This window comes from Flavobacterium sp. (assembly GCF_043780635.1).
Lineage (GTDB): Bacteria > Bacteroidota > Bacteroidia > Flavobacteriales > Flavobacteriaceae > Flavobacterium.
Genome location: NZ_JAYWCK010000094.1, coordinates 1 through 21,908 on the forward strand (window position 1 = coordinate 1; position 21,908 = coordinate 21,908).

General features: G+C 32.3%; 21 protein-coding genes and 1 pseudogene. 21 read left to right on the top strand and 1 reads right to left on the bottom strand.

Features of this window, described 5'->3' with window-relative positions:
• The 18 genes from ACH2BV_RS08825 to ACH2BV_RS08910 form a co-directional block, all read left to right on the top strand.
• A partial coding sequence (locus ACH2BV_RS08825; RefSeq protein ID WP_395050359.1) for a dipeptidase occupies positions 1-1,137 on the top strand: 1,137 nt, incomplete at its 5' end.
• Between the two features lie 161 nt (positions 1,138-1,298).
• Positions 1,299-2,042, top strand: a complete 744-nt coding sequence (locus tag ACH2BV_RS08830) for a LytTR family transcriptional regulator DNA-binding domain-containing protein (protein WP_395050360.1) — start codon at positions 1,299-1,301, stop codon at positions 2,040-2,042.
• 17 nt (positions 2,043-2,059) lie between these two features.
• Positions 2,060-4,027, top strand: a complete 1,968-nt coding sequence (locus tag ACH2BV_RS08835) for a histidine kinase dimerization/phosphoacceptor domain -containing protein (protein WP_395050361.1) — start codon at positions 2,060-2,062, stop codon at positions 4,025-4,027.
• A gap of 548 nt (positions 4,028-4,575) precedes the next feature.
• Positions 4,576-4,890: a hypothetical protein gene (locus tag ACH2BV_RS08840; protein WP_395050362.1), complete on the top strand. Its 315-nt coding sequence runs from the start codon at positions 4,576-4,578 to the stop codon at positions 4,888-4,890.
• Positions 4,891-5,278: 388 nt separating this feature from the next.
• Positions 5,279-6,022, top strand: a complete 744-nt coding sequence (locus ACH2BV_RS08845; protein WP_395050363.1) for a hypothetical protein — start codon at positions 5,279-5,281, stop codon at positions 6,020-6,022.
• 117 nt (positions 6,023-6,139) lie between these two features.
• Positions 6,140-6,646, top strand: a complete 507-nt coding sequence (locus tag ACH2BV_RS08850; protein ID WP_395050364.1) for a hypothetical protein — start codon at positions 6,140-6,142, stop codon at positions 6,644-6,646.
• A gap of 73 nt (positions 6,647-6,719) precedes the next feature.
• Positions 6,720-7,478 (top strand): hypothetical protein, encoded by a 759-nt coding sequence (locus ACH2BV_RS08855; protein WP_395050365.1) that lies wholly within the window; start codon positions 6,720-6,722, stop codon positions 7,476-7,478.
• Positions 7,479-7,495: 17 nt separating this feature from the next.
• On the top strand, positions 7,496-8,011 hold the full coding sequence (locus ACH2BV_RS08860; RefSeq protein WP_395050366.1) for a nuclear transport factor 2 family protein: 516 nt from the start codon (positions 7,496-7,498) through the stop codon (positions 8,009-8,011).
• 22 nt (positions 8,012-8,033) lie between these two features.
• Complete coding sequence (locus ACH2BV_RS08865) at positions 8,034-8,969, top strand: nuclear transport factor 2 family protein (RefSeq protein WP_395050367.1); 936 nt, start codon at positions 8,034-8,036, stop codon at positions 8,967-8,969.
• A gap of 145 nt (positions 8,970-9,114) precedes the next feature.
• The gene (locus ACH2BV_RS08870; RefSeq protein ID WP_395050368.1) at positions 9,115-10,053 is read left to right on the top strand and encodes an NAD-dependent epimerase/dehydratase family protein; all 939 of its coding nucleotides are present in this window, start codon (positions 9,115-9,117) and stop codon (positions 10,051-10,053) included.
• Positions 10,054-10,133: 80 nt separating this feature from the next.
• Positions 10,134-11,282 carry an acyltransferase family protein gene (locus ACH2BV_RS08875; protein ID WP_395050369.1) on the top strand — a complete coding sequence of 383 codons (1,149 nt, stop codon included), beginning with the start codon at positions 10,134-10,136 and terminating at the stop codon, positions 11,280-11,282.
• Between the two features lie 35 nt (positions 11,283-11,317).
• Positions 11,318-11,767 carry a VOC family protein gene (locus ACH2BV_RS08880; RefSeq protein ID WP_395050370.1) on the top strand — a complete coding sequence of 150 codons (450 nt, stop codon included), beginning with the start codon at positions 11,318-11,320 and terminating at the stop codon, positions 11,765-11,767.
• A gap of 54 nt (positions 11,768-11,821) precedes the next feature.
• Complete coding sequence (locus ACH2BV_RS08885; RefSeq protein ID WP_395050371.1) at positions 11,822-12,289, top strand: nuclear transport factor 2 family protein; 468 nt, start codon at positions 11,822-11,824, stop codon at positions 12,287-12,289.
• A 77-nt stretch (positions 12,290-12,366) separates the two neighbouring features.
• Positions 12,367-13,083 carry a hypothetical protein gene (locus ACH2BV_RS08890; RefSeq protein WP_395050372.1) on the top strand — a complete coding sequence of 239 codons (717 nt, stop codon included), beginning with the start codon at positions 12,367-12,369 and terminating at the stop codon, positions 13,081-13,083.
• 98 nt (positions 13,084-13,181) lie between these two features.
• Complete coding sequence (locus ACH2BV_RS08895) at positions 13,182-14,219, top strand: hypothetical protein (protein ID WP_395050373.1); 1,038 nt, start codon at positions 13,182-13,184, stop codon at positions 14,217-14,219.
• A gap of 34 nt (positions 14,220-14,253) precedes the next feature.
• Positions 14,254-15,687, top strand: coding sequence for an MBOAT family O-acyltransferase (locus ACH2BV_RS08900; RefSeq protein ID WP_395050374.1), 1,434 nt, complete (start codon positions 14,254-14,256; stop codon positions 15,685-15,687).
• A 20-nt stretch (positions 15,688-15,707) separates the two neighbouring features.
• On the top strand, positions 15,708-16,571 hold the full coding sequence (locus tag ACH2BV_RS08905) for an SDR family oxidoreductase (protein ID WP_395050375.1): 864 nt from the start codon (positions 15,708-15,710) through the stop codon (positions 16,569-16,571).
• Positions 16,572-16,598: 27 nt separating this feature from the next.
• Positions 16,599-17,795, top strand: coding sequence for a DUF1624 domain-containing protein (locus ACH2BV_RS08910; protein ID WP_395050376.1), 1,197 nt, complete (start codon positions 16,599-16,601; stop codon positions 17,793-17,795).
• Positions 17,796-17,816: 21 nt separating this feature from the next.
• Here ACH2BV_RS08910 and ACH2BV_RS08915 read toward each other — a convergent pair.
• Positions 17,817-18,980: pseudogene (locus tag ACH2BV_RS08915) on the bottom strand (IS4 family transposase).
• A 145-nt stretch (positions 18,981-19,125) separates the two neighbouring features.
• On the opposite strand from ACH2BV_RS08915, the gene ACH2BV_RS08920 reads away from it, so the two are divergent.
• From ACH2BV_RS08920 to ACH2BV_RS08930, 3 genes are read left to right on the top strand one after another with little or no spacing between them, the layout of a single operon-like run.
• A complete protein-coding gene (locus ACH2BV_RS08920) occupies positions 19,126-20,298 on the top strand; it encodes a DUF1624 domain-containing protein (protein WP_395050377.1) in 1,173 nt (390 codons plus the stop codon).
• Between the two features lie 18 nt (positions 20,299-20,316).
• Positions 20,317-21,489, top strand: coding sequence for a DUF1624 domain-containing protein (locus tag ACH2BV_RS08925; RefSeq protein ID WP_395050378.1), 1,173 nt, complete (start codon positions 20,317-20,319; stop codon positions 21,487-21,489).
• A gap of 29 nt (positions 21,490-21,518) precedes the next feature.
• Positions 21,519-21,842, top strand: a complete 324-nt coding sequence (locus tag ACH2BV_RS08930; RefSeq protein ID WP_395050379.1) for a hypothetical protein — start codon at positions 21,519-21,521, stop codon at positions 21,840-21,842.
• The last annotated feature ends 66 nt before the right edge of the window (positions 21,843-21,908 follow it).

The following is a 21,908-nucleotide window of genomic DNA, read 5'->3' on the forward strand; positions in this document are numbered from 1 at the left end:
TTATCCCAGCAACTCATGGCTCAATCTTATCAAAAAATCCACGCCAAAGCTGTTGTCGTAGACACTCACAATGATATTCTTTCGCAAACAATGGAAAAAGGATATGTATTTGATAATAACCTGAAAGATCTTACTCATAGTGATTTGGCCAGATGGAAAGAAGGTGGACTTGACGTACAACTATTTTCGGTTTTTTGTGATGGAGATAAAGAAAAACCTTTTGAGTTTGCCAAGCGTCAAATGGATTCATTAGATGCTGTAATAAAACGCAATCCAGACAAAATTGTGAAAGTGGCTAACAGCAAAGAATTATTTAAAGCAGTAAATCAAAATAAATTGGCTGCAATGATTGGTGTGGAAGGTGGTCATATGATAGAAAACAACTTAGACAATTTAGATTATTTCTATAAACGTGGCACAAGATATATGACACTTACCTGGAATAATTCTACAGTTTGGGCGACCAGTGCTTTTGACGAAACTTTCAAAAAGGATTTAACTCATAAAGGTTTAACTGATTTTGGCAAACAGGTGATACAAAGAATGAATGCTTTGGGAATGTTGGTTGATGTTAGCCACGTTGGTGAAGAAACTTTTAAAGATGTAATAAATACAACTACAAAACCAATAATTGCTACACATAGTTGTGTGTACAATTTATGTGCACACCAACGGAATTTAAAGGATTACCAAATAAAAGCCATTGCGAAAAACGGTGGCGTGATTCAGGTAAATTTTTACTCCGGATTTCTGGATCCCAACTATTTTAAAAACAAAGATGCTTTTTTAGAAAAACATAAAGAAGAAGTGGATTCGCTTATAAAAAGCGGTAAAAATGAGTATGAAATTGATGCGGAATTGTATTCTAAATACAAAACTGAATCAGATGTTTTGAGAGCACCATTTTCCTTATTAATGGAACATATCGAGTACATTATTCAATTAGTTGGAGTTGACTATGTAGGCTTGGGTTCTGATTTTGATGGCATCGAATCTACACCTCAGCAACTGGATGACGTCACTACTTATCCACTAATTACAAAAGCTTTGGTCGAAAAAGGATATAGCGAAAAGGATATTGACAAAATTCTAGGTGGAAATTTTTTAAGGGTTTTAAAAGCCAATGAAGTTAAATAATGAATTCTTGAAAAATAGAAATCAAATATTAAAACAGTTAATCATTTTATTCACGATTAAATAGTTTTTAATATATTTACAAGATATAAGAATACAGCCCCTGTAATCTACTGTCAATTTAATCTATATCTTTTTTAACTTATTAAGTTAAATAAACTTATATGAATAAAAATAATACCATTCTGATAGTAGAAGATGAAATAATAATTGCTGCCAATATCTCGTTGCAGCTCACTCATTTGGGATATGAAGTAACAGGAATTATTCCAAGAGCTGAAGATGTCCTTCCTCATATTTGGCAAAATGTTCCTGATATGATTTTGATGGACATTAATCTTAAAGGAGAATTAGACGGCATTGAAGTGGTGCATTTAATCCAAAAAGAATATAAAATTCCAATTATTTATTTGACTGCTAACTCGGACGAAGACAATTTTAACAGAGCAAAAGCAACAAATCCATATGCATTTGTTTCCAAACCATTCAAGAAATTAGATTTGCAACGAGCCATTGAGTTAACATTAGTTCGAATTCAAGAGGAACAAAACAACCAAAAAAGCTTGGATTTAGCTTCAGAAGAACCTTTTATTTTAAGTGATTGTATCTTTGTTCGCAGCCATGACAAAATGGTAAAGGTTTGCATAAATAATATTCTATATATCGAAGCCGAAAGAAATTATTGTAAAATTCATTGTAAAGACAAGGAACATCTATTAGTAATGACTCTCAAAGATATTGAAGAAAAACTAACGTCTAATACCCTTTTACGCATTCATCGCTCCTTTATTGTAAATCTTTCTCATATTGACGAGATTTCAACAAGTCACGTTGTCATCGCAAAAAAAGCAATTCCACTAAGTGTTGATTTGAAGAAAAAATTACTACAGCATATTCAAAAAGTATAATCTGCTAATAGTCATCTATGAATAAAATTATACTTGTTATTTTGCTATTTGCTATTTGTAAAGGATATTCTCAGAACCATGCTGTCGAAAAACTCTCTTCTGCAGCAGTTTTGAAATTTAGTAATACGTATCTAAATAAAGCATTATTATTTCAGGAAATTCCTCAATACAACCGGGATAGTTCTGCCTATTATTATGATAAAGCCAGTAAAATACTCCAGAATAATTCTCCCATACAATATGAACAATTGGCATCTATTTATTTAAAAAGAAGCAATAATATTACTTGCAATTATAAATTAACCGGATTAGATTCTTTAGCCGGTATTGGATGGTCAGACCTTACTAAAATTCCCCAATATAAGCAAAATAGCCTTTTGGAATATAACTTTCTGATTAATTGGGCTAGTATAAAACTTGAATTAGGAGAACATAAGCAATCTTTAGCCCTATTTACTAAAGCACTTACACTTGCTGAAGACTTTAAAAACCCTGATTTAGCAGCAAAAAATTTAATGAATAAGGGCGTTTTTTATGAAAGATACCATTTAGAAGAAGAACAAAAATTGTCTATTGAAAACCTATCAAAAAGTCTTTCTTATTATCAAAAAATTGGAGCAGCAAAAAAACCATTGGAACTCTTTTCTATTTACAGGTCAATATCTAACTATTATACGGAACGAAGCAGTGACTCTGTTTATCACTATCTCAATAAAATACAGCCGGTTTTAAAATATTCAAAAAACCCCATAATCCATGCTTGGTATTATGTTGTATTGGGAAGGGAGTTAATAACTTCACCTGTCCACGGTCAATCTATAATTACCAAAAACCAATACGATGAAGGCAAAAAAAACATTGTCAGAGCATTAAAAATATTAGAAACCTATAAAATTAAAACTAGCAGCATTACACCTTATGGTTATGGTTTATTGGCAGATTTAAACCTAAGGAACAAACAATATGACCTAGCCATCAGCAATTATAAAAGAAGTAAATCGGGCTATTTATTTTTAAAAAATCGATATGCCACAGAAAGTATGTCCGAATATTTAGGTAAAGCATACCAGCAAAAAGGGGATTCTCCAAACGCACTAATGTATTTTAAAGAATATTTTGATCAATCTTTAATTTTTCAAAAAGAAAAAAATGAACGCGGTTTGCGCGAAAATGAACTACAAATAAATCTGCTAACACAAGAAAAAAAACTTGCCTATAAGCAAAATCAGCAAATTATTTTTATTGTGGCTTTGCTTATTGTTGTAATTCTACTAGCCTTGTCGTATAGAAATTATCTGTTAAAACAAAAGAGTAATAATCAGTTGGCATTGGTTAATAATGACCTGGAAAGTAAAAACCTATTGTTAGACAAAAAAAATGCTGAAAATGAATTACTTCTAAAAGAAATTCACCATCGGGTGAAAAACAATCTAGAAGTTGTTTCAAGTTTACTCGCACTGCAGTCCGCACAAATTGATGACCCTAACACTAAGGAAGCCATCACCGAAGGGCAAAACCGTGTCAATTCAATTGGAATTGTTCATCAAAAATTATATCAAGGTGCTAATTTAGGCACCATTGAAATGAAAGATTATTTGTTAAGCCTAAGCGAAAGCATACTGTATAGTTATGGCGAAAAAGAACGCATAGATTTAAAATTAGAAATGGAAAAAATCGATTTAGAGATTGATACCGCTATTCCATTAGGATTACTTATCAACGAATTAATGACAAACACGATAAAATATGCTTTCCCAAAAGGTAAAAAAGGAACAATCAACATCAAATTAGAAAAACAAAATAACAATATTCTTCATCTTGAAGTTGCCGATTATGGCATTGGAAAATCAGATATTACCCAAGGTACAGGTTTTGGAGGACAATTAATTTCCTTACTTACCCAACAATTAAATGGCACGATGAAAGAAATAATACAAAATGGCACCACACTAATTTTTGATTTTAAATTAAATAACTCTGCATAATCGATTTTTCCTTTCTGCAATTCTCTACTTTTTTACACGTTTTACTACTCCGATAAATAAAAGATACTCTTCGGACATTATTTATCCCATTTCGTCCTACTTATTATTTATATTGTATTAATTTTCAGTTAATTAGTCTATTAATAAATAATTATTTCACTAACTTTTTAATAGGATTAATTATGAAAAAAATCATCATCAGTTTTTTAATTTTAGTAACATGTGTCTTTTTTACAGCATGTCAGTAATCTAGTGTAGAACCAGCAGCAGTAAGGGCGTCATTCTTTTCTTCAGCCAAAAATAGGGTCGCTTCTACAGAATCTTTCAAAGCGCATTTCACACAAAAAACGGATGCTTTACGTAAAGCTTCCAATGCAAAATCTAATGGGGCACAATTTATAGTTCCTTTATTCAGCTCTTCGTTCGATGGCGTTGGCTATATTAATCCTACTACTGGTGATTTTCAATTTGCATTCTTCTCTGCACAACTTTCCGGGAGCGATTTCTATCGTGAAAATCCTGACGGCACAGTTACAGTTCATGTTAATATGAATACAGCATTAGCTGAATATACAAAAGGAAACTTTTATACAGGTGAAGGCTTCGTCTATTTATATGGGAACAATGCACATTACAGCGCCACATATACAGGACATGTAGTTGAAGAAAAAATCTACGATGACGATGGAAACTTAGTATTCAGTTACAAATATATTGATGTGTACAGTAACCCAGAAAGAGCTTTATCTATTAAAGGTAATGGCAAAGTTGGGGAAAATGGTAATGCTCCAATGAAAGACCTTTCCTTTAAGGTGGTTCGTACTTCAAGTGGACAAAGTTTATATGATTTTAGTTTAAAATGAATCAATATATAAAATTACATTTTCAAAGTCCTTCTCATTAATCCGGTAGGGTTTTTGAATATTTAACAATAAAAAAGAGGGCATCTACTAAGACTATCCTCTTTTTTTTATTCAATTAGTCAATCCTCTGACATCAAAATAAAATATTTTTTTGTGTGAAATAATAAAACCCAAAAACTATATTTTCGAGATACAATCCATTATAATTTTATTTATTTCCACTCTTCCCTACTTTCATTTTTCAATATTCTATCCCGATAAATAAAATCTACCCTTCGGACATTTTTTATCCCATTTCGTCCTAATCCATTTTTTTTTATAATTGATTATGTATTATTTAGACTAAGAATAAATAATTATTCTATTAACTTTTAAAAACAGTATAAATATGAACAACAATTTCTATTTTAAGATTAAGAATGTTTTTTTTCTATTGATGCTTATTCCTTTAAGTAGTATAAGTCAAGTTAAAAATGTGATTTCTACCAATCGGGTTTTTCCAAAAGTTGACAAAGTACTTGAATTTGAAAAAGCACTAGCAACTCATTCAAAAAAATACCACACTGGAGATGTGAAATGGCGTGTTTTTGAAATTCAGTCAGGACCAGATGCTGGAGGTTACCATATTATTGAAGGCCCAAAGAGTTGGGAATCAGAAGACACGCGAGGCGAAATTAATGTCGAACATAACAACGATTGGCATAAAAATGTAACCATCTATTTAACTGAGAAAAATTCTAGCGGTTATTCTGTTTATATCGATTCTTTGAGTACGGTTGCAGTTGGCGATTATTCTGATAAAGTTCAAATTACACACGTTTATCCAAAACTAGGCTGTGGCAATAAGGTACTAAATATGATAAAAAACTTAAAAGCGGTTTGGACTGCTGATGGTTCGACTATCGCCGTTTATGAATCTAACGGTTCTGGAGAGGCCCAATTTGCAATAGCCAGAAGGTACAAACAAGGATTAAAAGAAAAAGAGGACGGTTTTAGAAAACCATTTAAAGCAACTTATGAAAAGATATACGGCAAAGGTTCTTATGACCTTTACCTTGATAACATTCGCGAATACTATAATGATGTTTGGAGTGAATTACTTTTTTTACGAAGTGATTTGAGTTCGAAATAAATAAAAATGATTTGTAAATAACATTTTTGTTGGATGTAATAACAACTTGTATCCTTTCAAATTTGAGCAATACACTATAAAAATAATTAATAAAAACAATCAATAAAAAAACCAATTATGAAACTATCAAAAAAAATTATCACGCAAAAAATTATTTTAACTAGCTGTTTATTTCTTTTTGGAATAGCTGCTTTTAGTCAAAAAGAAGAAAAAAATGGTACAATTTACATCAAGCATCCTTATATAGATATTGTGAATAAAGGTGCTAAAGCTTATCTTGAAAAAGATGATGCAACCAATAGAAAAATCTTCGCTGATACAGCTACATTTTGGGTTTCGGGTATGACCAAAAGAGTTAAAATAGAAGAGGCAATTAAAATGTGGGATTCCGATTTTGATTACTATACTGAAGTTAAGCAAACAACTGTTGGCTATCCTGACTATTTACATTACAAAGATAAAGACCAAAAATATGTGCAATCTTGGTGGAAATGGTCTGGAAAATCAAAAAAAACCGGAGAAATTATAACTATAAATTTTGTACAGTTTGACCTATTTAACAAAGACGGAAAAATTGCAGACGAAAGCCTTTACGGGGATTTTTCAAAAATGGTAAAAGAATAAAAAAAAATTATAACCACTGCCAATATATAATTATTGGCAGTGATTTTTATATTAACTAATAAAAAAACTAATTATGAAAAGTCTAAAAACAACAATGCTAGTAGCTATACTAATGCTAACTGCAAATTTTACATTAAATGCACAAAATCAGATGTTTTCGATTCATGCTGACTATGTAAAACCATCTATGGAAGTAGAATATGTAAATGCTTCTAAAGATTTTCTTGAAGCTTGCAAAAAATACAGTTTGCAAAACGCTGATTGGACACAATTACGATTAGATAATGGAACCTATTTGACTTTCGAAGCTATTCCAAACATGGCAGCATTAGATGTAAATTCTTACGCACCATTGGTTGATAAAATGGGGAAAGAAAATTTCCAATCACTTCTTGACCGTTTCAACAAATGCTATGACAGACACGGCAGTTATATCATTACTCGAATTGAAAATCTTACCTATATGCCAGATGGAGCACAAGCTGCACAGCAAGGTCAGAATTATAGAAAATACCATTATTTATATGTTACACCTTCGACTTCTAAAATGATACGAGAAAAAATGTTAGCAATAAAAGATCTTTATGTAAAAAAAGGATCAAAAGAATATTACCGCGTTTATCATAGTGGATATGGAACTTTGGGAGAATTTTATCTTGTAGTAATTTCAGCAAAAGATGAACTATCCTATGCAAAACAATCAAATGAAAATGATGCGTTAATAGGAGATGAAGGGAAAAAACTTTTAGATGATTTATTCCAAAATATTTCCCGTTACGATCCAGTAACAGGTTATGTACTTCCAGATTTGAGCTACACAGCAACAAAATAAACTTAAAAAATTAAATTATGAAAAAATTATTGATACTTGGACTTGCAATAGTATTCTTGACATCCTGCAATCAAAAAAAACGTTACACTCAACAATCAGCCGAAATTGATTCTTATAAAAAAGCAATTGAAGCATATGAAAAACAAAATTGGGAAGAATTGGCCACTTATTATGCAGATTCTGCGAAAATTCAAATGAATGTCACCAAAGAAAGCGCACAAACCATAGCTCAAAATATAGCTCAAAACAAAGAGGATGCAATGCTCTTTTTGTCTTGGAGATTTGATCCCAAAAGTGTAGAATATGAAATGGTCGTTACCGATAAAGGTGAAACTTGGGTTAATTTTTGGGGCTATTGGGAAGGAACTTTAAAAGCAAACAACAAAAAATATGTAACTCCTGTTCACCTCACGGCAAAATTTATCGACGGCAAAATTGTAAGAGAAGATGGATATTGGGACAATTCTAAATTAATGATGGATCTACAAAAACTTCCAGCACCAGCTCCAACAGAAACAACCTTAGCAAATTAATTAATAAAAAAAAATTAAAACAATGAAAAAAGTAACACTTGTAGTAATAATGTTGACAATGTTCATAAGCTACGCACAGAAAAAAACAAATGGAACCGTTTATATCAATCATCCTGCTTTAGATGTTGTTGATACATATACTAAAACAATTAACAGTGGAGACTTAACTAAATTAGACACCTTTTTGGCTGATGATTTTCGAGCCTATAATCCCACGACAGACAACCAATATAGTAAAGGTATCGATAAAGCAACTTTTTTAAAAAGAATGAAATCCTGGAGAGAAAGCATTGATTATTTTTCTATTACTGCTGCAAAAGGAGCCTATCCAGATGCTATAGAATATAAAGATGATAATCAAAAAGATGTGGTTTGGGTACTATCCTGGGATGAAGTCAAAGGAGTTCATAAAAAAACAGGCGTAAAAATAAATATGAATTTGCACCGATCATTCGTCATCAATAAAGCAAATAAAATTAAAACTATATTCATCTATGACAATCCTGAAATCAATGACGAAATATATGATAGTCAGACCGAAAGAACCAATGGAACCATTTATAACCATCATCAAAACATCAATAATGTAAAAAATATGTTGTTTGCCTTTGAAAATAAAGACCTCAATAAAAGTTACAGCTATTTTACAAGTGATGCCGTTTTTTCAGACATCAATAATCTAGATGGCAAATCAATTTCATTTGACGAACAAAAAGCAATAGACAAAAAAGTTTTGGATGCCTATGATATTGTTGGACTAGACGTTATTGGCTATCCTGATTATATGCATTATGAATTAGGAGACAGTGGTGTGGTTTATTCTTGGTGGACTTGGCATTTGATTCGCAAGTCAGACAAAAAAGAAATTTCGTTACCCGTGCATTACCAACACAATATGGGCGAGAACGGAAAAATCACTAGAGAGATGGCTTATTATAATGGTATATTGTTGAAATAACCAGAAATAGTATACTTTATTATTTAAACAATACTTATCCATTATCACTTCAAAAGAGTAAGAATATAGCATCAAAATACCATAATTATTAATTCAAAACCTCACAGGTATAAAAACATGTGAGGTTTATTTAAACGAATTAAAAATGAAAAAAGTAGGCATCATAGGTGGTTCTGGTTTCATAGGAAGCTATATCACCCAGGAATTCTTAAATAACGGTTTTCTTGTAAAAGTTTCAGCAACCGATATAACCAGAGAAGATAAATATGAACATTTAATGGCGTTAAACCATTCGGATAATTTACACATTAGTGAACTAGATGTCACAGAAAAAGCAACTTTACAAGATTTTGTTTCCGATTGCGATATTGTCATTCATGGCGGAACGCCATTCATTTTAGACGTTCAAGATCCTCAATCCCAATTGTTTGACCCAACAATAAAAGGCACAAAAAACTTTTTAGAAGTAGTAAGTCAAACCTCAGGAATTGAAAAAGTAGTTTTTATTGCTTCTGTTGCAGCTTGGAATACTAACTTTCCTATGCCAGCGGGAACTAAAAGTTTTACTGACACTTTTGATGAAAACGATACTCGATATACAAGTCCAGAAAGTCATCCTTATGCACAAGCTAAATTTATGGCCAACCAAGTCGTGGAAAAATTCATCAAAGACAATCCCAATTTATCTTTTGAAATCAGCTCTGTTTCCCCAGTAATGGTTTTAGGAAAATCAATGTCTAACAGAGAAGATTCTACTTCTTCAGCAATGCAGTATTTAATCAAAAATAAAATAGCTCCCGACGAATTCTTTCAAGCACTTTATGATACCGATATGCCTTTTGCTATTGTAGATGTTGAAGATGTTGCAAAGGCTACTTTTAAAGCCGCAACCACCAAAGGATTGAACGGCAAAGATTATTTATTGACAAGCGAAACCTATAAAGTTTCAGACATGAGTGCAATGCTTAATCATCAAGAACCAAAAGAAAAACCAAGTATTATTTATAAAAATGATTTGGCTAAAAAGGATTTAGGAATTCACTTTCGAGCAGTGAAAGAAACTTTGAATAATTATACTAGTTAAAACTGCTTTTTTAATAATTACAGGACAGAATAAAAAAACAAAATGAATAAAATTCCGCAATCTAACTTTACCTTTTAAATATGGAAATATCAAACATAAAACATAGTGCAATAAATCTTCCAAACCTCACACCTTTAAGAGGATTTGCAGCTATGGCAGTTGTGATATTTCACTTTAATGAAATAGCAGTTCAATTTGTATCCCAAGAGCAAACTATGCTTCTTCGCAAGTGTTATTTAATGGTTGACTTGTTTTTTATAATGAGCGGATTTATTATGCTGCACGTGTATGGAGAAAGTTTCAGTAAATCCTTGCACGCAAAGAATTTTGGGACTTTCATAAAAGCCCGCTTTGCCAGATTGTATCCTTTACATCTGTTTACCCTAATGGCCGCTATTATTTTATTTTATGTTTCGACAACTCCTGTTGATTCTGTATCAGCTCGAGTATGCAATCCAATGGCAATTCCAACTAATTTATTAATGCTACATTCTTGTGGTTTTCATGATATTTTTACTTGGAATGTTCCTTCCTGGAGTATCAGCGCTGAGTGGTGGGCCTATATGGTTTTTCCTTTTTTGGCAATATTATTATCCAAAAACAAAAGAGTTGGGCTTTTTGTGATTGTTTTTTTAGCGTTAACTCTTTATTTTTCTATAGTTTATCTTTTACCCAGAACTAATCCTTTTGCACCAAATATACCCTATCTAAGCCACGACTTAGATGTAACTTTTGATTTTGGTTATCTAAGAGGATTGGCCGGTTTTATGATGGGAACCTTAGTCTATGTTGCTTATCAAAACAAAAAAATAAGTCACCTTTTTTCTAAAGACATTGTTGGCTTCTGTTGTATCATAGTGCTTTTTTCCTTGATGCACTTTGGGTTGAATGACTTGGTGTATATCCCTCTTTTTATGCTACTTGTATTGAGTTTTAGTGCCAATGAAGGTTTTATTGCCAAAATGTGTTCCTCAAAACCACTTCAATATTTGGGAGACATATCCTACTCTATTTATATGGTTCATGTTCTTATCATTTTTTATGCTGGGGACTATTTTTTGAAAACCTTAGGAATTACATTTAAAGTCAATGAGGCACATCAAGTTCCATTTTATAACGGATTAATGGCCAGTATTCTCTTCTTAATAGTGGTGATTGTTGTTTCATCCATAACTTATTATCTAATAGAAAAACCTTGTAGAAGATGGCTGAATAAAAAATTAGCATAGCGAAAAATAAATAATAAATTTTAAATAAATTAACAATGAAAAAAATGACTTTGTTCCTCATTGTTTTTACATTTTTTGGAATTGTAAAAGCTCAAAACACAAACTTTACTTTTAATCATATCGCATTATCTGTAAAAGATGTTGAGCAATCAGCAACTTTTTACAAGAAAGTTTTACAACTTCAGGAAATTACCAATAAAACAAAAATGGATGGTATACGATGGTTTTCTCTTGGAGAAGGAAAGGAATTGCATCTTATGTCACTTCTGAAAGAACCTGTTACTATCAATAAAGCAGTTCATTTTGCATTGACAACTTCAAATTTCGATGCCTTTGTTAAAACATTAGAAACAAAGAATATTCCTTATTCAGATTGGCCAGGTACTCCAAATAAAGTAAATCTTCGAGCAGACGGAATTAAACAAATATATCTTCAAGACCCAAATGGCTATTGGATTGAAGTGAATAGTGTTGGAAATAAATAAAAAACGGGAAAGCCGAAAACTGAATAGAGTAGGCAAATTATAAAATAAAATAAAATGAAACAAATTAAGTATTTAAAAACCATATGTGTGGTATTTATTTTTACCACAATCAATATGATAGGACAAAACAATGTTAAAACAATTGAAAACCTTTATGCAGCCTTTGAAGTTGGTGATATTCCAAAAGTTCTTGCAGGTTTAGACGAAAAAGTAGTTTGGAACGAAGCAGAAGGAAATAAGTATGCTGATGGGAATCCGTATATCGGTCCAGAAGCGGTTTTAAATGGTGTTTTTGCTCGTATTGGTGCAGATCACGAGTATTTTAAATTAGTAAATATCCAATTGCACGAAATGGAAAATAATCAAGTGCTTGCCACTTTACGCTACCAAGCTAAATTAAAGAAAAATGGGGCAACTTATGATGCGCAAGTAGCACATCTTTGGACTCTTAAAAACGGAAAAGCGATAGCTTTTCAACAGTATTTAGATACCAAGAAAGTAGCAGATGCAGAAGTTAAATAATAATAAAAAAATAAAAAAAGGGTAAGCCGAAAACCGAACAGATTAAACAAAATAGTAACCAATTAAACTTTATATAAATGAAAACAACATTCACAATGATTGCCTTAATGGCGATGTTCACGTTCACTTCTTGTAAAAAAGAAAGTGGTAAAGAAGTTACAGCAGAACCAAAAGTTGAAGAAACTAAAGCTCCTGTAGCTGAGAAAACTCCTGTATTTGAACCATTTAAAGTAATGGCTGTAACACATATCGTAAAAGATTTCGATGTATGGAAAAAATCTTTTGATGAACACGAAAGTATGAGAACTGCTAATGGTATAACATTACGAGCAATGGGAAGAGATAGGACTAACCCAAACAAAGTTCTTATCTTTTTAAAAATTGATGATGTACAGAAAGCAAAAGATTTTTCGGGAAGTCCAAACTTAAAAGAAGCGATGCAAAAAGGCGGTGTAATCAGCAAACCAGAGATTGTTTTTGTAGATGTTGTCCGTTTTGAGGAGTCTCCAGCAGAATTTAAAGATAGAATAAGAGTGGGTCATAAAGTAAAAGACTTTGATGCTTGGCTTAAAGTATATGATGCCGAGGGTGCAGCAACTAGATTGGCAAATGGCCTTATTGACAGATCCCTTTCAAGAAATATTGATGACCCTAATATGATTTACTTAACTTTTGCGGTTAGCGATATGGCAAAAGCAAAAGCAAGACTTAATGATCCTGCTCTCAAAAAAATAATGACAGATGGTGGTGTGATTAGTAAACCTGTAATAGATTTTTACACTAGCGTAGAATAAAAACCTACCACTAATAAATTTTCCTTCTTAAAAAATAATTTTAAGAAGGAAAATTTTTATCAATCCAAACCATTATCAAAAATAACTTAAATAAAATTATGGAGAATAAAACACTTTTAAAATCGGCAATTTTAATGCTAGTAATTGTAGTAATAACAACTGCATTTTGTGAAATTTCTTTAAGAAACAAAGGAATTCCTATTAGCTATGATGATGGTCCACCGTTATGGTCAAACAAAAGGGCAATGGTTTATGAACCTCAGGATGATGCTGTAGTTTTTATTGGCTCTTCACGCATTAAATATGATTTAGACATACCTACTTGGCAAGGTATAACAAATGTTCATTCTGTTCAACTAGCAATGGAAGGTAGCAATCCGAGACCTGTTTTAGAAGATTTAGCAAATGATGAAAATTTTAAAGGCCGACTGATTGTGGATGTAACCGAAGGATTATTTTTCTCTAACGCACCACCTAATAAAGAAGCCCCAATCAAAAACATCAAATACTATCACGATATAACTCCAGCGCAAAGGGTAAGTTTCTTTTTAAACAAACCATTAGAGACACAATTTATTTTTCTAAATAAAGATTATTTTTCACTCAATGCTCAGTTAAATGAATTAGAAATCCAGAGCAGACCTGGAGTTTTTATTGAGCCTTTATTTCCAATGGAGTTCAGTAATAACACTTTTGAAAGACAAATGTTTATGACTCCTGAATTTGTAGCTGATACCGTTTTACGAAACAAGGTCAAATCAAATTGGGCCTTTTTTGCTAAAATGAGCAAGTTAGCTCCACCAATGAAGGAAGCAGAATTAGCTGCTATATTCAAATCTGTAAAAGAGGCAACTGACAAAATTAAAGCTCGAGGAGGCGAAGTGCTTTTTGTAAGAACACCTTCAAGTGGTCCTTATTTACAAGGGGAAAATATGGGTTTTCCAAGAGAAAAATACTGGGATAAATTACTAGCCTATACTAATTGCCCGGGAATTCATTTTCTTGATTATCCTGAAATAGCTCATTTTGAATGTCCGGAATTTTCTCATTTAAGCCAACCGGATGCAATAATTTTCACCAAGCATTTCATAGAAATTCTCGAAAAAGAAAAGGGTTGGAAACTTAAAAAATCCTAGAAAATAAAAATAAATTAACCTAAATCAACTCAATATGGTATTCAACTCCTATACTTTTATCGCCTTTTTTCTTATTATGCTGATTTTGCATAACCTTCCATTTTCCTGGAGAACAAAGAAATTCAACTTGTTATTGGCAAGTTATGTTTTTTACGCTGCGTGGAATCCACCATTTATATTACTGCTTTGGCTTTCTACAATCATTGATTTCCATGTTGGGAAAGCATTATATACTGAAGAAAACCCTTTTAAGAAAAAATTGCTTTTGGTACTAAGCCTTATGGGAAATCTAGGTATGCTTTGTTTTTTTAAGTATGGAACTTTTTTATTAGAAAATTTCGTGACTTTGAGCAATGCTATCGGCTTCGATTTTCATCCGGCTTCGCCTAATATCATTCTTCCGGCAGGTATTTCCTTTTACACATTCACTACTTTATGTTATACAATTGATATGTATAAAAAGGAAAGTGAACCTGTAAAATCAAGGCTTGATTTCTCCTTATTTGTTACCTTTTTTCCTCACTTAGTGGCTGGACCTATTGTTCGTCCACCGCAATTAGTACCGCAATTTGAAACTCCGCGTTCCGCATCCCGAAAACAAATGATGGACGGACTACTCTTACTATCATTAGGATTATTTATGAAAGTCGTACTAGCGGATAGCATGTTATCAGGAACTGCAGATTCGGTTTTTGATTCGGCATCTATCTTACCCGCACTCGATGCCTGGATTGGAGTATTTGCATTTTCTGGGCAGATATTTTTAGACTTTGCCGGGTATTCCACTTGTGCCATTGGTGTGGCTTTATGTTTAGGTTTTGTCTTGCCTCAAAATTTCAATTATCCTTATGCTGCCATTGGTTTTTCAGATTTTTGGAAAAGATGGCATATCACTTTATCCAGCTGGCTTCGTGATTATCTTTATATCCCTCTTGGCGGAAGCCGTAATGGAAAAATTCGTACCTATTTTGCTTTGATGGTCACGATGTTATTAGGTGGACTTTGGCATGGAGCCAATTGGACTTTTGTTGTTTGGGGCGGATTGCACGGACTCTATTTATGGGCAGAAAAATTTATCAGGGACCAAAGAAGTCCTGAATCTTATAATGTTGCAACTCATAGCAACAGATTATCTGGATTTTTCTATGCCCTTTTAACATTTATGTTAGTCAATATTACTTGGGTATTTTTTCGCTCTCATACCTTTGGAAGATCATGGCAAATGCTGGAATCTATGTTTGGAATAGCAACCGATGGAAAACCTTTATTAACCACATTAGCAATCATCAAAGTAGCGGTTATTATTCCATTTATTGTATTATTTCATTGGTTTATGCGCAATACTAAAGTACTTGATGTCGCCCATAAACTATCGTGGTGGTCACTTGGTATTGTTTGGTCAGCACTTATTTTACTTTTGATTTGGGCACAAGAAAGCGGAAGTTCATTCATTTATTTTCAATTTTAAGCAATTAAAACATACCAATTATGAAAACAGTACTAATTACAGGAACAAGCAAAGGAATAGGTCTAGAAACAGCACTTGTATTTGGCCGTGCAGGCTATAAAGTTTTTGCAACTATGCGCAATCCCGAAAATGCAACTGCTTTTAAACAACAAATCAAAGATGAATCTTTGGCAATAAATATTTCTGCCATAGATGTGGACAATGATGATTCTGTTAAAAATGGAATTGATGCAATTCTTAAAGAAATTGAATTTATTGATGTCCTTGTAAACAATGCAGGTATAGAACGTCACGGTTCTATTGAAGAATTGACTATGAAGGATTTCAAATCCACTATGGAAACAAATTATTTCGGTGTGCTTCGATGCATCAAAAGCTTGTTACCACAAATGCGAAAAAATCGTAAAGGTTGCATTATAAATGTTGCATCGGTTTCTGGACACATTTCAAGCAGTCCATTAGGTGCTTATGCGGCAAGCAAATTTGCTCTTGAAGCGGTAAGCGAAGCTTTGGCTGGTGAAGTAAAACCTTTTAATATTAGAGTTGCCATAGTAGAACCAGGTATAATTAATACACAAATGGCACAAGACATTAAAGCATCTGGAAATTCTTTGTATCCACAAGTAAATCGATTTGGAGGTCTTTTTGCAGCTTCACTAGAAACACCAACTTCTGCAACGCTGGTAGCTGATAAAATTTTGGAAATTGCAGAAATCGAAACTTGGAAATTACGTCATCCTATAGGTCCTGATGCTGAACCATTCATTGCTTGGAGAGCGTCTATGACTGATGAAGAATGGGTTAATTGGAATGCGGCGAATGATGATGATTGGTACAAAGCCGTAGAACAAAGTTTTGGTTTGAATGCCAGAAAGGTTCAATAAAATTACTGATTTTTTTAAACTATGAATATGCAAAAAATAGCCATCCAAAAAAGAATTATGTCAATCGACATTCTTCGTGGAATTGCAATGGTATTAATGGCACTCGATCACGTGAGAGATTTTTTCCACATTACTGCCTGGACAGATGACCCATTGAATTTAGAAACTACAACTCCAACATTGTTTTTCACCAGATGGATTACTCATTTTTGTGCACCAACATTTGTTTTTCTATCCGGCGTTTCTATTTATTTACAAAGTTTGCGAAAAACCAAAAACGAGTTGAGTGTTTTTTTGATGAAGCGTGGCCTGTGGTTGGTATTTTTAGAAGTCACTGTTATTTCCCTTGGGTGGTCCTACAATCCAAATTATAATTTCATATTTCTTCAAGTTATATGGGTCATTGGTATCAGTATGTTTCTATTGGGATTACTCATTCAGGTTTCATATGAATTTATTTTAGGCTTAGGAATATTGTTTGTATTTGGACACAATCTTTTAGATTTTGTTGAATCTGCAGATGGTTATAAACCAACTTTCTTATGGGATTTACTGCATCACGGCAACTTTGCTTTTTATAATTTATGGGGTTCACATACTGCTGTTGTTTTTTATCCAATAATCCCTTGGTCTGGATTAATGATGTTGGGATATTGTGCAGGAGTTTTTTTTACTTCCAAGTATTCTGCTGAGCAAAGAGCAAAAATTTTTACTTGGATTGGAGGTGATTTATTACTCTTTTTTGTGGTTCTCCGATTTATAAATATCTACGGAAATCCTGTGGTTTGGAGTACTCAAAAATCCAATTTTTATACGTTCCTTTCATTTATTAATGTGCATAAATATCCGCCTTCTTTGATGTATATGTGTGTAACGATAGGAATTTGTTTGTTGTCTTTAGTCCTTATCGAAAAAGTGGAAAATAGATTTACACGGATACTATCCATTTTTGGCAGAACTGCTTTCTTCTATTACATATTGCATCTTTATTTGATACATTTCTTTGCTACAATTTATTTTTATGCAAACGGACATTCGGTTAGTGAAAGTATCGCTAATATTCAAACCAATCTATGGTATTTTATAACTCCAGGCGAGGGATTTGGATTACTAGGCGTTTATATAATTTGGATTACAGTTATTCTCACTTTATTTCCTTTATGCAAATGGTACGACAGCTATAAACAATCTCATAAAGAAAAATGGTGGCTGAGTTATTTATAAAAAAACATCACTAGTGTCCACTTAAAATAAGTTGAAAACCAGCTGGTTAGTAATATGTTCATTGACATTATTGTAATCTGATTTCATAAGTAATTCATTTACAGGTGTTTTGTCGAGTAATGATGCTGATAAAATTTGTAAAATTTCGTAGATTGAACGATTGATTTTTAATTCTTTCGCAATGATTGACACCAAGCAATAAGTTATTATTGCGATGTTTATTTGTATGCGAACAGCATTTTCTGTTGTTCCCCAAAAGGTCTTAACTTTTAAATGTTGTTTAATCCATTTGAAGAATAATTCAATCTGCCAACGCTGTTTATAAAGTAAGGCGATTTGTTGAGCTGATAAATCAAAATTGTTCGTCAAAAAGATTAACATTTTTTTGTTTTCAGCATCAAAGAACTTCACTTTTCTTATTTTTTATGGATAATCTTTTGAAGTATAAAAGCCATCTATTTTCCCTGTTTGGTCATAAATAACTCCCGTAGATTTATCCGTCTTTTTGGAATACATTCTTTTGAATTTTAAATTTGATTTTGCTCTAACAACAAAATAAGCTTGCGATTTTGTAATTCGATTAAGCCTTACGTAATCAACATAAGCACGGTCAAAAATATAATAAGCAAAACGTTCGTAATTGATAATATCCATTGCATTAACATCGTGAATATTTGCCTCGGTAATGTGAATAAATACAGGGATTTGTGTGTTAATATCAAAAAGTGTGTGGAGTTTAATTCCCGCTTTGGTTTTTCTAAAATGAGCCCACCAAAATACACTCAAACACAAATCAATAGTCGAAGAATCAAAAGCATAAATGTTGCCTTTTATTTCAAAACTATCATTGCTGTTTTTTTCTTGAGCAATCAATATTAAATGATTGGCAAAGTCTTCAAATATCTTATAATTGCGATTCTCATTTGCCTTGGATAAATTGCTTCGTGTTACATTTTTTCCAAAACCTAAATGATAAGATTTTGATTGATGCGCTTCAATAACAATTATCAAATCTCTCAAGTTATCACGAGAAGATAATTGACCGAAAATCATACATAAAAGCTGATTCCAACAAGTAAAATGTCTAACATTTTTATTGCCATTATACTTTGTAACAAGTCTATCAAAAACACGTTGTGGCAGAAATTCAACTAATTGAGAAAAGACATATTTTCCGTGATTCATATTCGTAAAGTTAATTTACGAACATAATGGATTCATTTCAAATCGTCACGCTCTAAAATGATACTTAAAATACAGATTTACAATAATTTCAAAGAACTTATTTTAATTTATAGTGGACACTAGTGAAAAAACATAAAACTAAAATATGACATCAATTACTAAAAACAGAATAGAATCCATTGACCTTTTAAAAGGTTTAGTGATGGTAATTATGGCACTTGACCATACAAGAGATTATTTTCACTACTCCGCATACTTTTTTGATCCAACGGATCCAACACAAAGTACACTGCCTATTTTCTTCACACGATTTATAACCCATTTTTGTGCGCCTGCTTTTAGTTTTCTGGCTGGACTTTCAGCTTTTATGGTGGGAAGAAGAAAATCTAAAACTGAATTGTCTAGTTTTCTGGTAAAAAGGGGACTTTGGTTAGTTTTTATTGAAATGACAATTGTAAATTTTTCATGGTATTTTGATGTTCAATTTAGAAGTCCTGGTTTACTTGTTATTTGGTCTTTAGGAATCAGTATGATTGCTTTGGCGGGATTGATTCATCTTCCACAGAAATTTATTTTACTTTTTAGTTGTCTTCTTATTTTTGGTCACAATCTTTTGGATACGGTTCATTATGATGGTAATGTTTTGTGGGCTATACTTCACGAATTTTCGTTTTTTAAACTGTCCGGTGATGCTAATTTTCTTGTTGGATACCCTATAATTCCTTGGATTGCAGTTATGTCATTAGGTTTTTATTTTGGATCTTTTTATGATAAATCTTACGACAGCGTTAAAAGAAAAAAGTTGTTCAATCTCTTAGGTATTTCAGCTATTATTTTATTCGTAATCATACGCTTCATAAATCGTTATGGTGACCCAATTCCTTGGAAATATTATGGGCCTTTAACAAAAGATTTGATTTCGTTTTTAAATCCTTCAAAATATCCACCATCTTTATTGTATTTATTAATGACATTGGGAGGAACATTCCTTTTTTTGGCAAATGCTGAAAAACTAAAAGGAAAATTAGTTGACTTCTTTAGCACATTTGGGAGAGTTCCTTTTTTCTATTACATAATTCATATTTATGTCATTCATCTTGTTGCGATGTTATTTGCTGAACTTTCGGGATTTGGTTGGGAAATTATGATTTTGCCAGCTTGGGTATCCGAAGTACCTGGATTAAAAGGATATGGATTTAGTCTTTGGGTAGTTTATGCAGTTTGGATTGGAATTATTCTTTTCCTTTACCCATTTTGTAAAAAATTTGATATCTATAAACAATCTCACAAAGAGAAATGGTGGTTGAGTTATTTATAAAAAACATAAAATCAAAATATGAGTTCAATTACTAAAAACAGAATAGAATCAATCGACCTTTTAAAAGGGTCGGTAATGGTAATTATGGCACTTGATCATACAAGAGATTATTTTCATTATTCGGCTTTCTTTTTTGATCCAACGGATCCAACGCAAACTACATTGCCTATTTTCTTCACACGTTTCATAACCCATTTTTGTGCGCCTGCTTTTAGTTTTTTAGCAGGACTTTCTGCGTTTATGATTGGGAAACGCAAATCACCATCAGAATTATCAAGTTTTTTAGTGAAACGGGGGCTTTGGTTGGTTTTTGTTGAAATAATTATTATCTCTTTTGGATGGAAATTTGATATTCATTTTAGACATATTGGCTTACAAGTAATATGGTCTTTGGGTATCAGTATGATTGTTTTAGCTGGACTAGTTCATCTTCCAAAAAGGCTGATTTTGGTGTTTAGCATTCTGATTATTTTTGGACACAATTTATTAGATAATATTCATTTCGAAGGCAATATTTTATGGGCTATACTTCACGAAGTCAAACTTTTTGAATGGACTCAAGGACATTATTTTCGCACTGCTTACTCTTTATTCCCTTGGATTGCAGTAATGTCCTTGGGATATTGCTTTGGTTCGCTTTATGACACGTCATTCAATGCCGAAAAAAGAAAAAAAATATTAAATAGTTTAGGATTTGGTAGCATTGCACTTTTCTTTATTCTTATTGCAATAAATGAATATGGTGATCCAGTTCAATGGACAAACTACGGTTTTACAACTAAAACGTTGATGTCAATTTTTAATGTGAATAAATATCCACCTTCCCTACTTTTTCTACTAATCACATTAAGCGGAACATTCCTTTTTTTGGCAAATGCCGAAAAACTAAAGGGCAAACTGGTCAATTTCTTTTGCGTATTCGGTAGAGTTCCTTTTTTCTATTATATCATCCATATTTATCTCATCCATATTTTGGCTGCTTTCGCCGCTAGATTTACAGGATTTGGTTGGCAAGCATTGGTTCTTCCAACATTTATTACCAGAGTCGAAGCCTTAAAAGGATATGGATTTAATCTGATTACAGTTTATATTATTTGGATTAGTATCATTGTTTTATTGTATCCATTGTGTAAAAAATTTGACACTTATAAACAATCTCACAAAGAAAAATGGTGGTTGAGTTATTTGTAAAAAAACATCTTTAACTTTTTTAAAAAATCATGAAAAAAATAACTCTGCTAATTATTTTACTTGCTTCTTCAACCATGATAAAGGCACAACAGATTATAACTAAAGACCAGCAAAAAGTTCAGGAGACTGTAATAAATATGTTTGAAGCCTTATCTGTGAGAGATTCTGCTAGATTGAAAACCTACTGTAAAACAGATATTACATTCTACGAATATGGGGAGATTTGGAATTTGGACACCATAATTAGCAAAGCAATTACACAAAATACGGCTACAGATTTTAAGCGAAGCAATACTTTTTATTTTATCAATACCAAAACAGAAAAACTACTGCTTGGCTCACATACAGGCTAAGTTCTATAATAGCAAAGGATGGTAAAGAAGTAACAAAACAGTGGTTGGAAACAGTAATTTTATCCA

Bases quoted from the DNA above. Each gene is read 5' to 3' on its own strand.
- ACH2BV_RS08850 (WP_395050364.1), top strand. From the start codon at position 6,140: ATGAAACTATCAAAAAAAATTATCACGCAAAAAATTATTTTAACTAGC.
- ACH2BV_RS08880 (WP_395050370.1), top strand. From the start codon at position 11,318: ATGAAAAAAATGACTTTGTTCCTCATTGTTTTTACATTTTTTGGAATT.
- ACH2BV_RS08895 (WP_395050373.1), top strand. From the start codon at position 13,182: ATGGAGAATAAAACACTTTTAAAATCGGCAATTTTAATGCTAGTAATT.
- ACH2BV_RS08920 (WP_395050377.1), top strand. From the start codon at position 19,126: ATGACATCAATTACTAAAAACAGAATAGAATCCATTGACCTTTTAAAA.
- ACH2BV_RS08930 (WP_395050379.1), top strand. From the start codon at position 21,519: ATGAAAAAAATAACTCTGCTAATTATTTTACTTGCTTCTTCAACCATG.
- ACH2BV_RS08925 (WP_395050378.1), top strand. From the start codon at position 20,317: ATGAGTTCAATTACTAAAAACAGAATAGAATCAATCGACCTTTTAAAA.
- ACH2BV_RS08910 (WP_395050376.1), top strand. From the start codon at position 16,599: ATGCAAAAAATAGCCATCCAAAAAAGAATTATGTCAATCGACATTCTT.
- ACH2BV_RS08830 (WP_395050360.1), top strand. From the start codon at position 1,299: ATGAATAAAAATAATACCATTCTGATAGTAGAAGATGAAATAATAATT.
- ACH2BV_RS08870 (WP_395050368.1), top strand. From the start codon at position 9,115: ATGAAAAAAGTAGGCATCATAGGTGGTTCTGGTTTCATAGGAAGCTAT.
- ACH2BV_RS08900 (WP_395050374.1), top strand. From the start codon at position 14,254: ATGGTATTCAACTCCTATACTTTTATCGCCTTTTTTCTTATTATGCTG.
- ACH2BV_RS08865 (WP_395050367.1), top strand. From the start codon at position 8,034: ATGAAAAAAGTAACACTTGTAGTAATAATGTTGACAATGTTCATAAGC.
- ACH2BV_RS08905 (WP_395050375.1), top strand. From the start codon at position 15,708: ATGAAAACAGTACTAATTACAGGAACAAGCAAAGGAATAGGTCTAGAA.
- ACH2BV_RS08890 (WP_395050372.1), top strand. From the start codon at position 12,367: ATGAAAACAACATTCACAATGATTGCCTTAATGGCGATGTTCACGTTC.
- ACH2BV_RS08835 (WP_395050361.1), top strand. From the start codon at position 2,060: ATGAATAAAATTATACTTGTTATTTTGCTATTTGCTATTTGTAAAGGA.
- ACH2BV_RS08885 (WP_395050371.1), top strand. From the start codon at position 11,822: ATGAAACAAATTAAGTATTTAAAAACCATATGTGTGGTATTTATTTTT.
- ACH2BV_RS08840 (WP_395050362.1), top strand. From the start codon at position 4,576: ATGAATACAGCATTAGCTGAATATACAAAAGGAAACTTTTATACAGGT.
- ACH2BV_RS08855 (WP_395050365.1), top strand. From the start codon at position 6,720: ATGAAAAGTCTAAAAACAACAATGCTAGTAGCTATACTAATGCTAACT.
- ACH2BV_RS08845 (WP_395050363.1), top strand. From the start codon at position 5,279: ATGAACAACAATTTCTATTTTAAGATTAAGAATGTTTTTTTTCTATTG.
- ACH2BV_RS08860 (WP_395050366.1), top strand. From the start codon at position 7,496: ATGAAAAAATTATTGATACTTGGACTTGCAATAGTATTCTTGACATCC.
- ACH2BV_RS08875 (WP_395050369.1), top strand. From the start codon at position 10,134: ATGGAAATATCAAACATAAAACATAGTGCAATAAATCTTCCAAACCTC.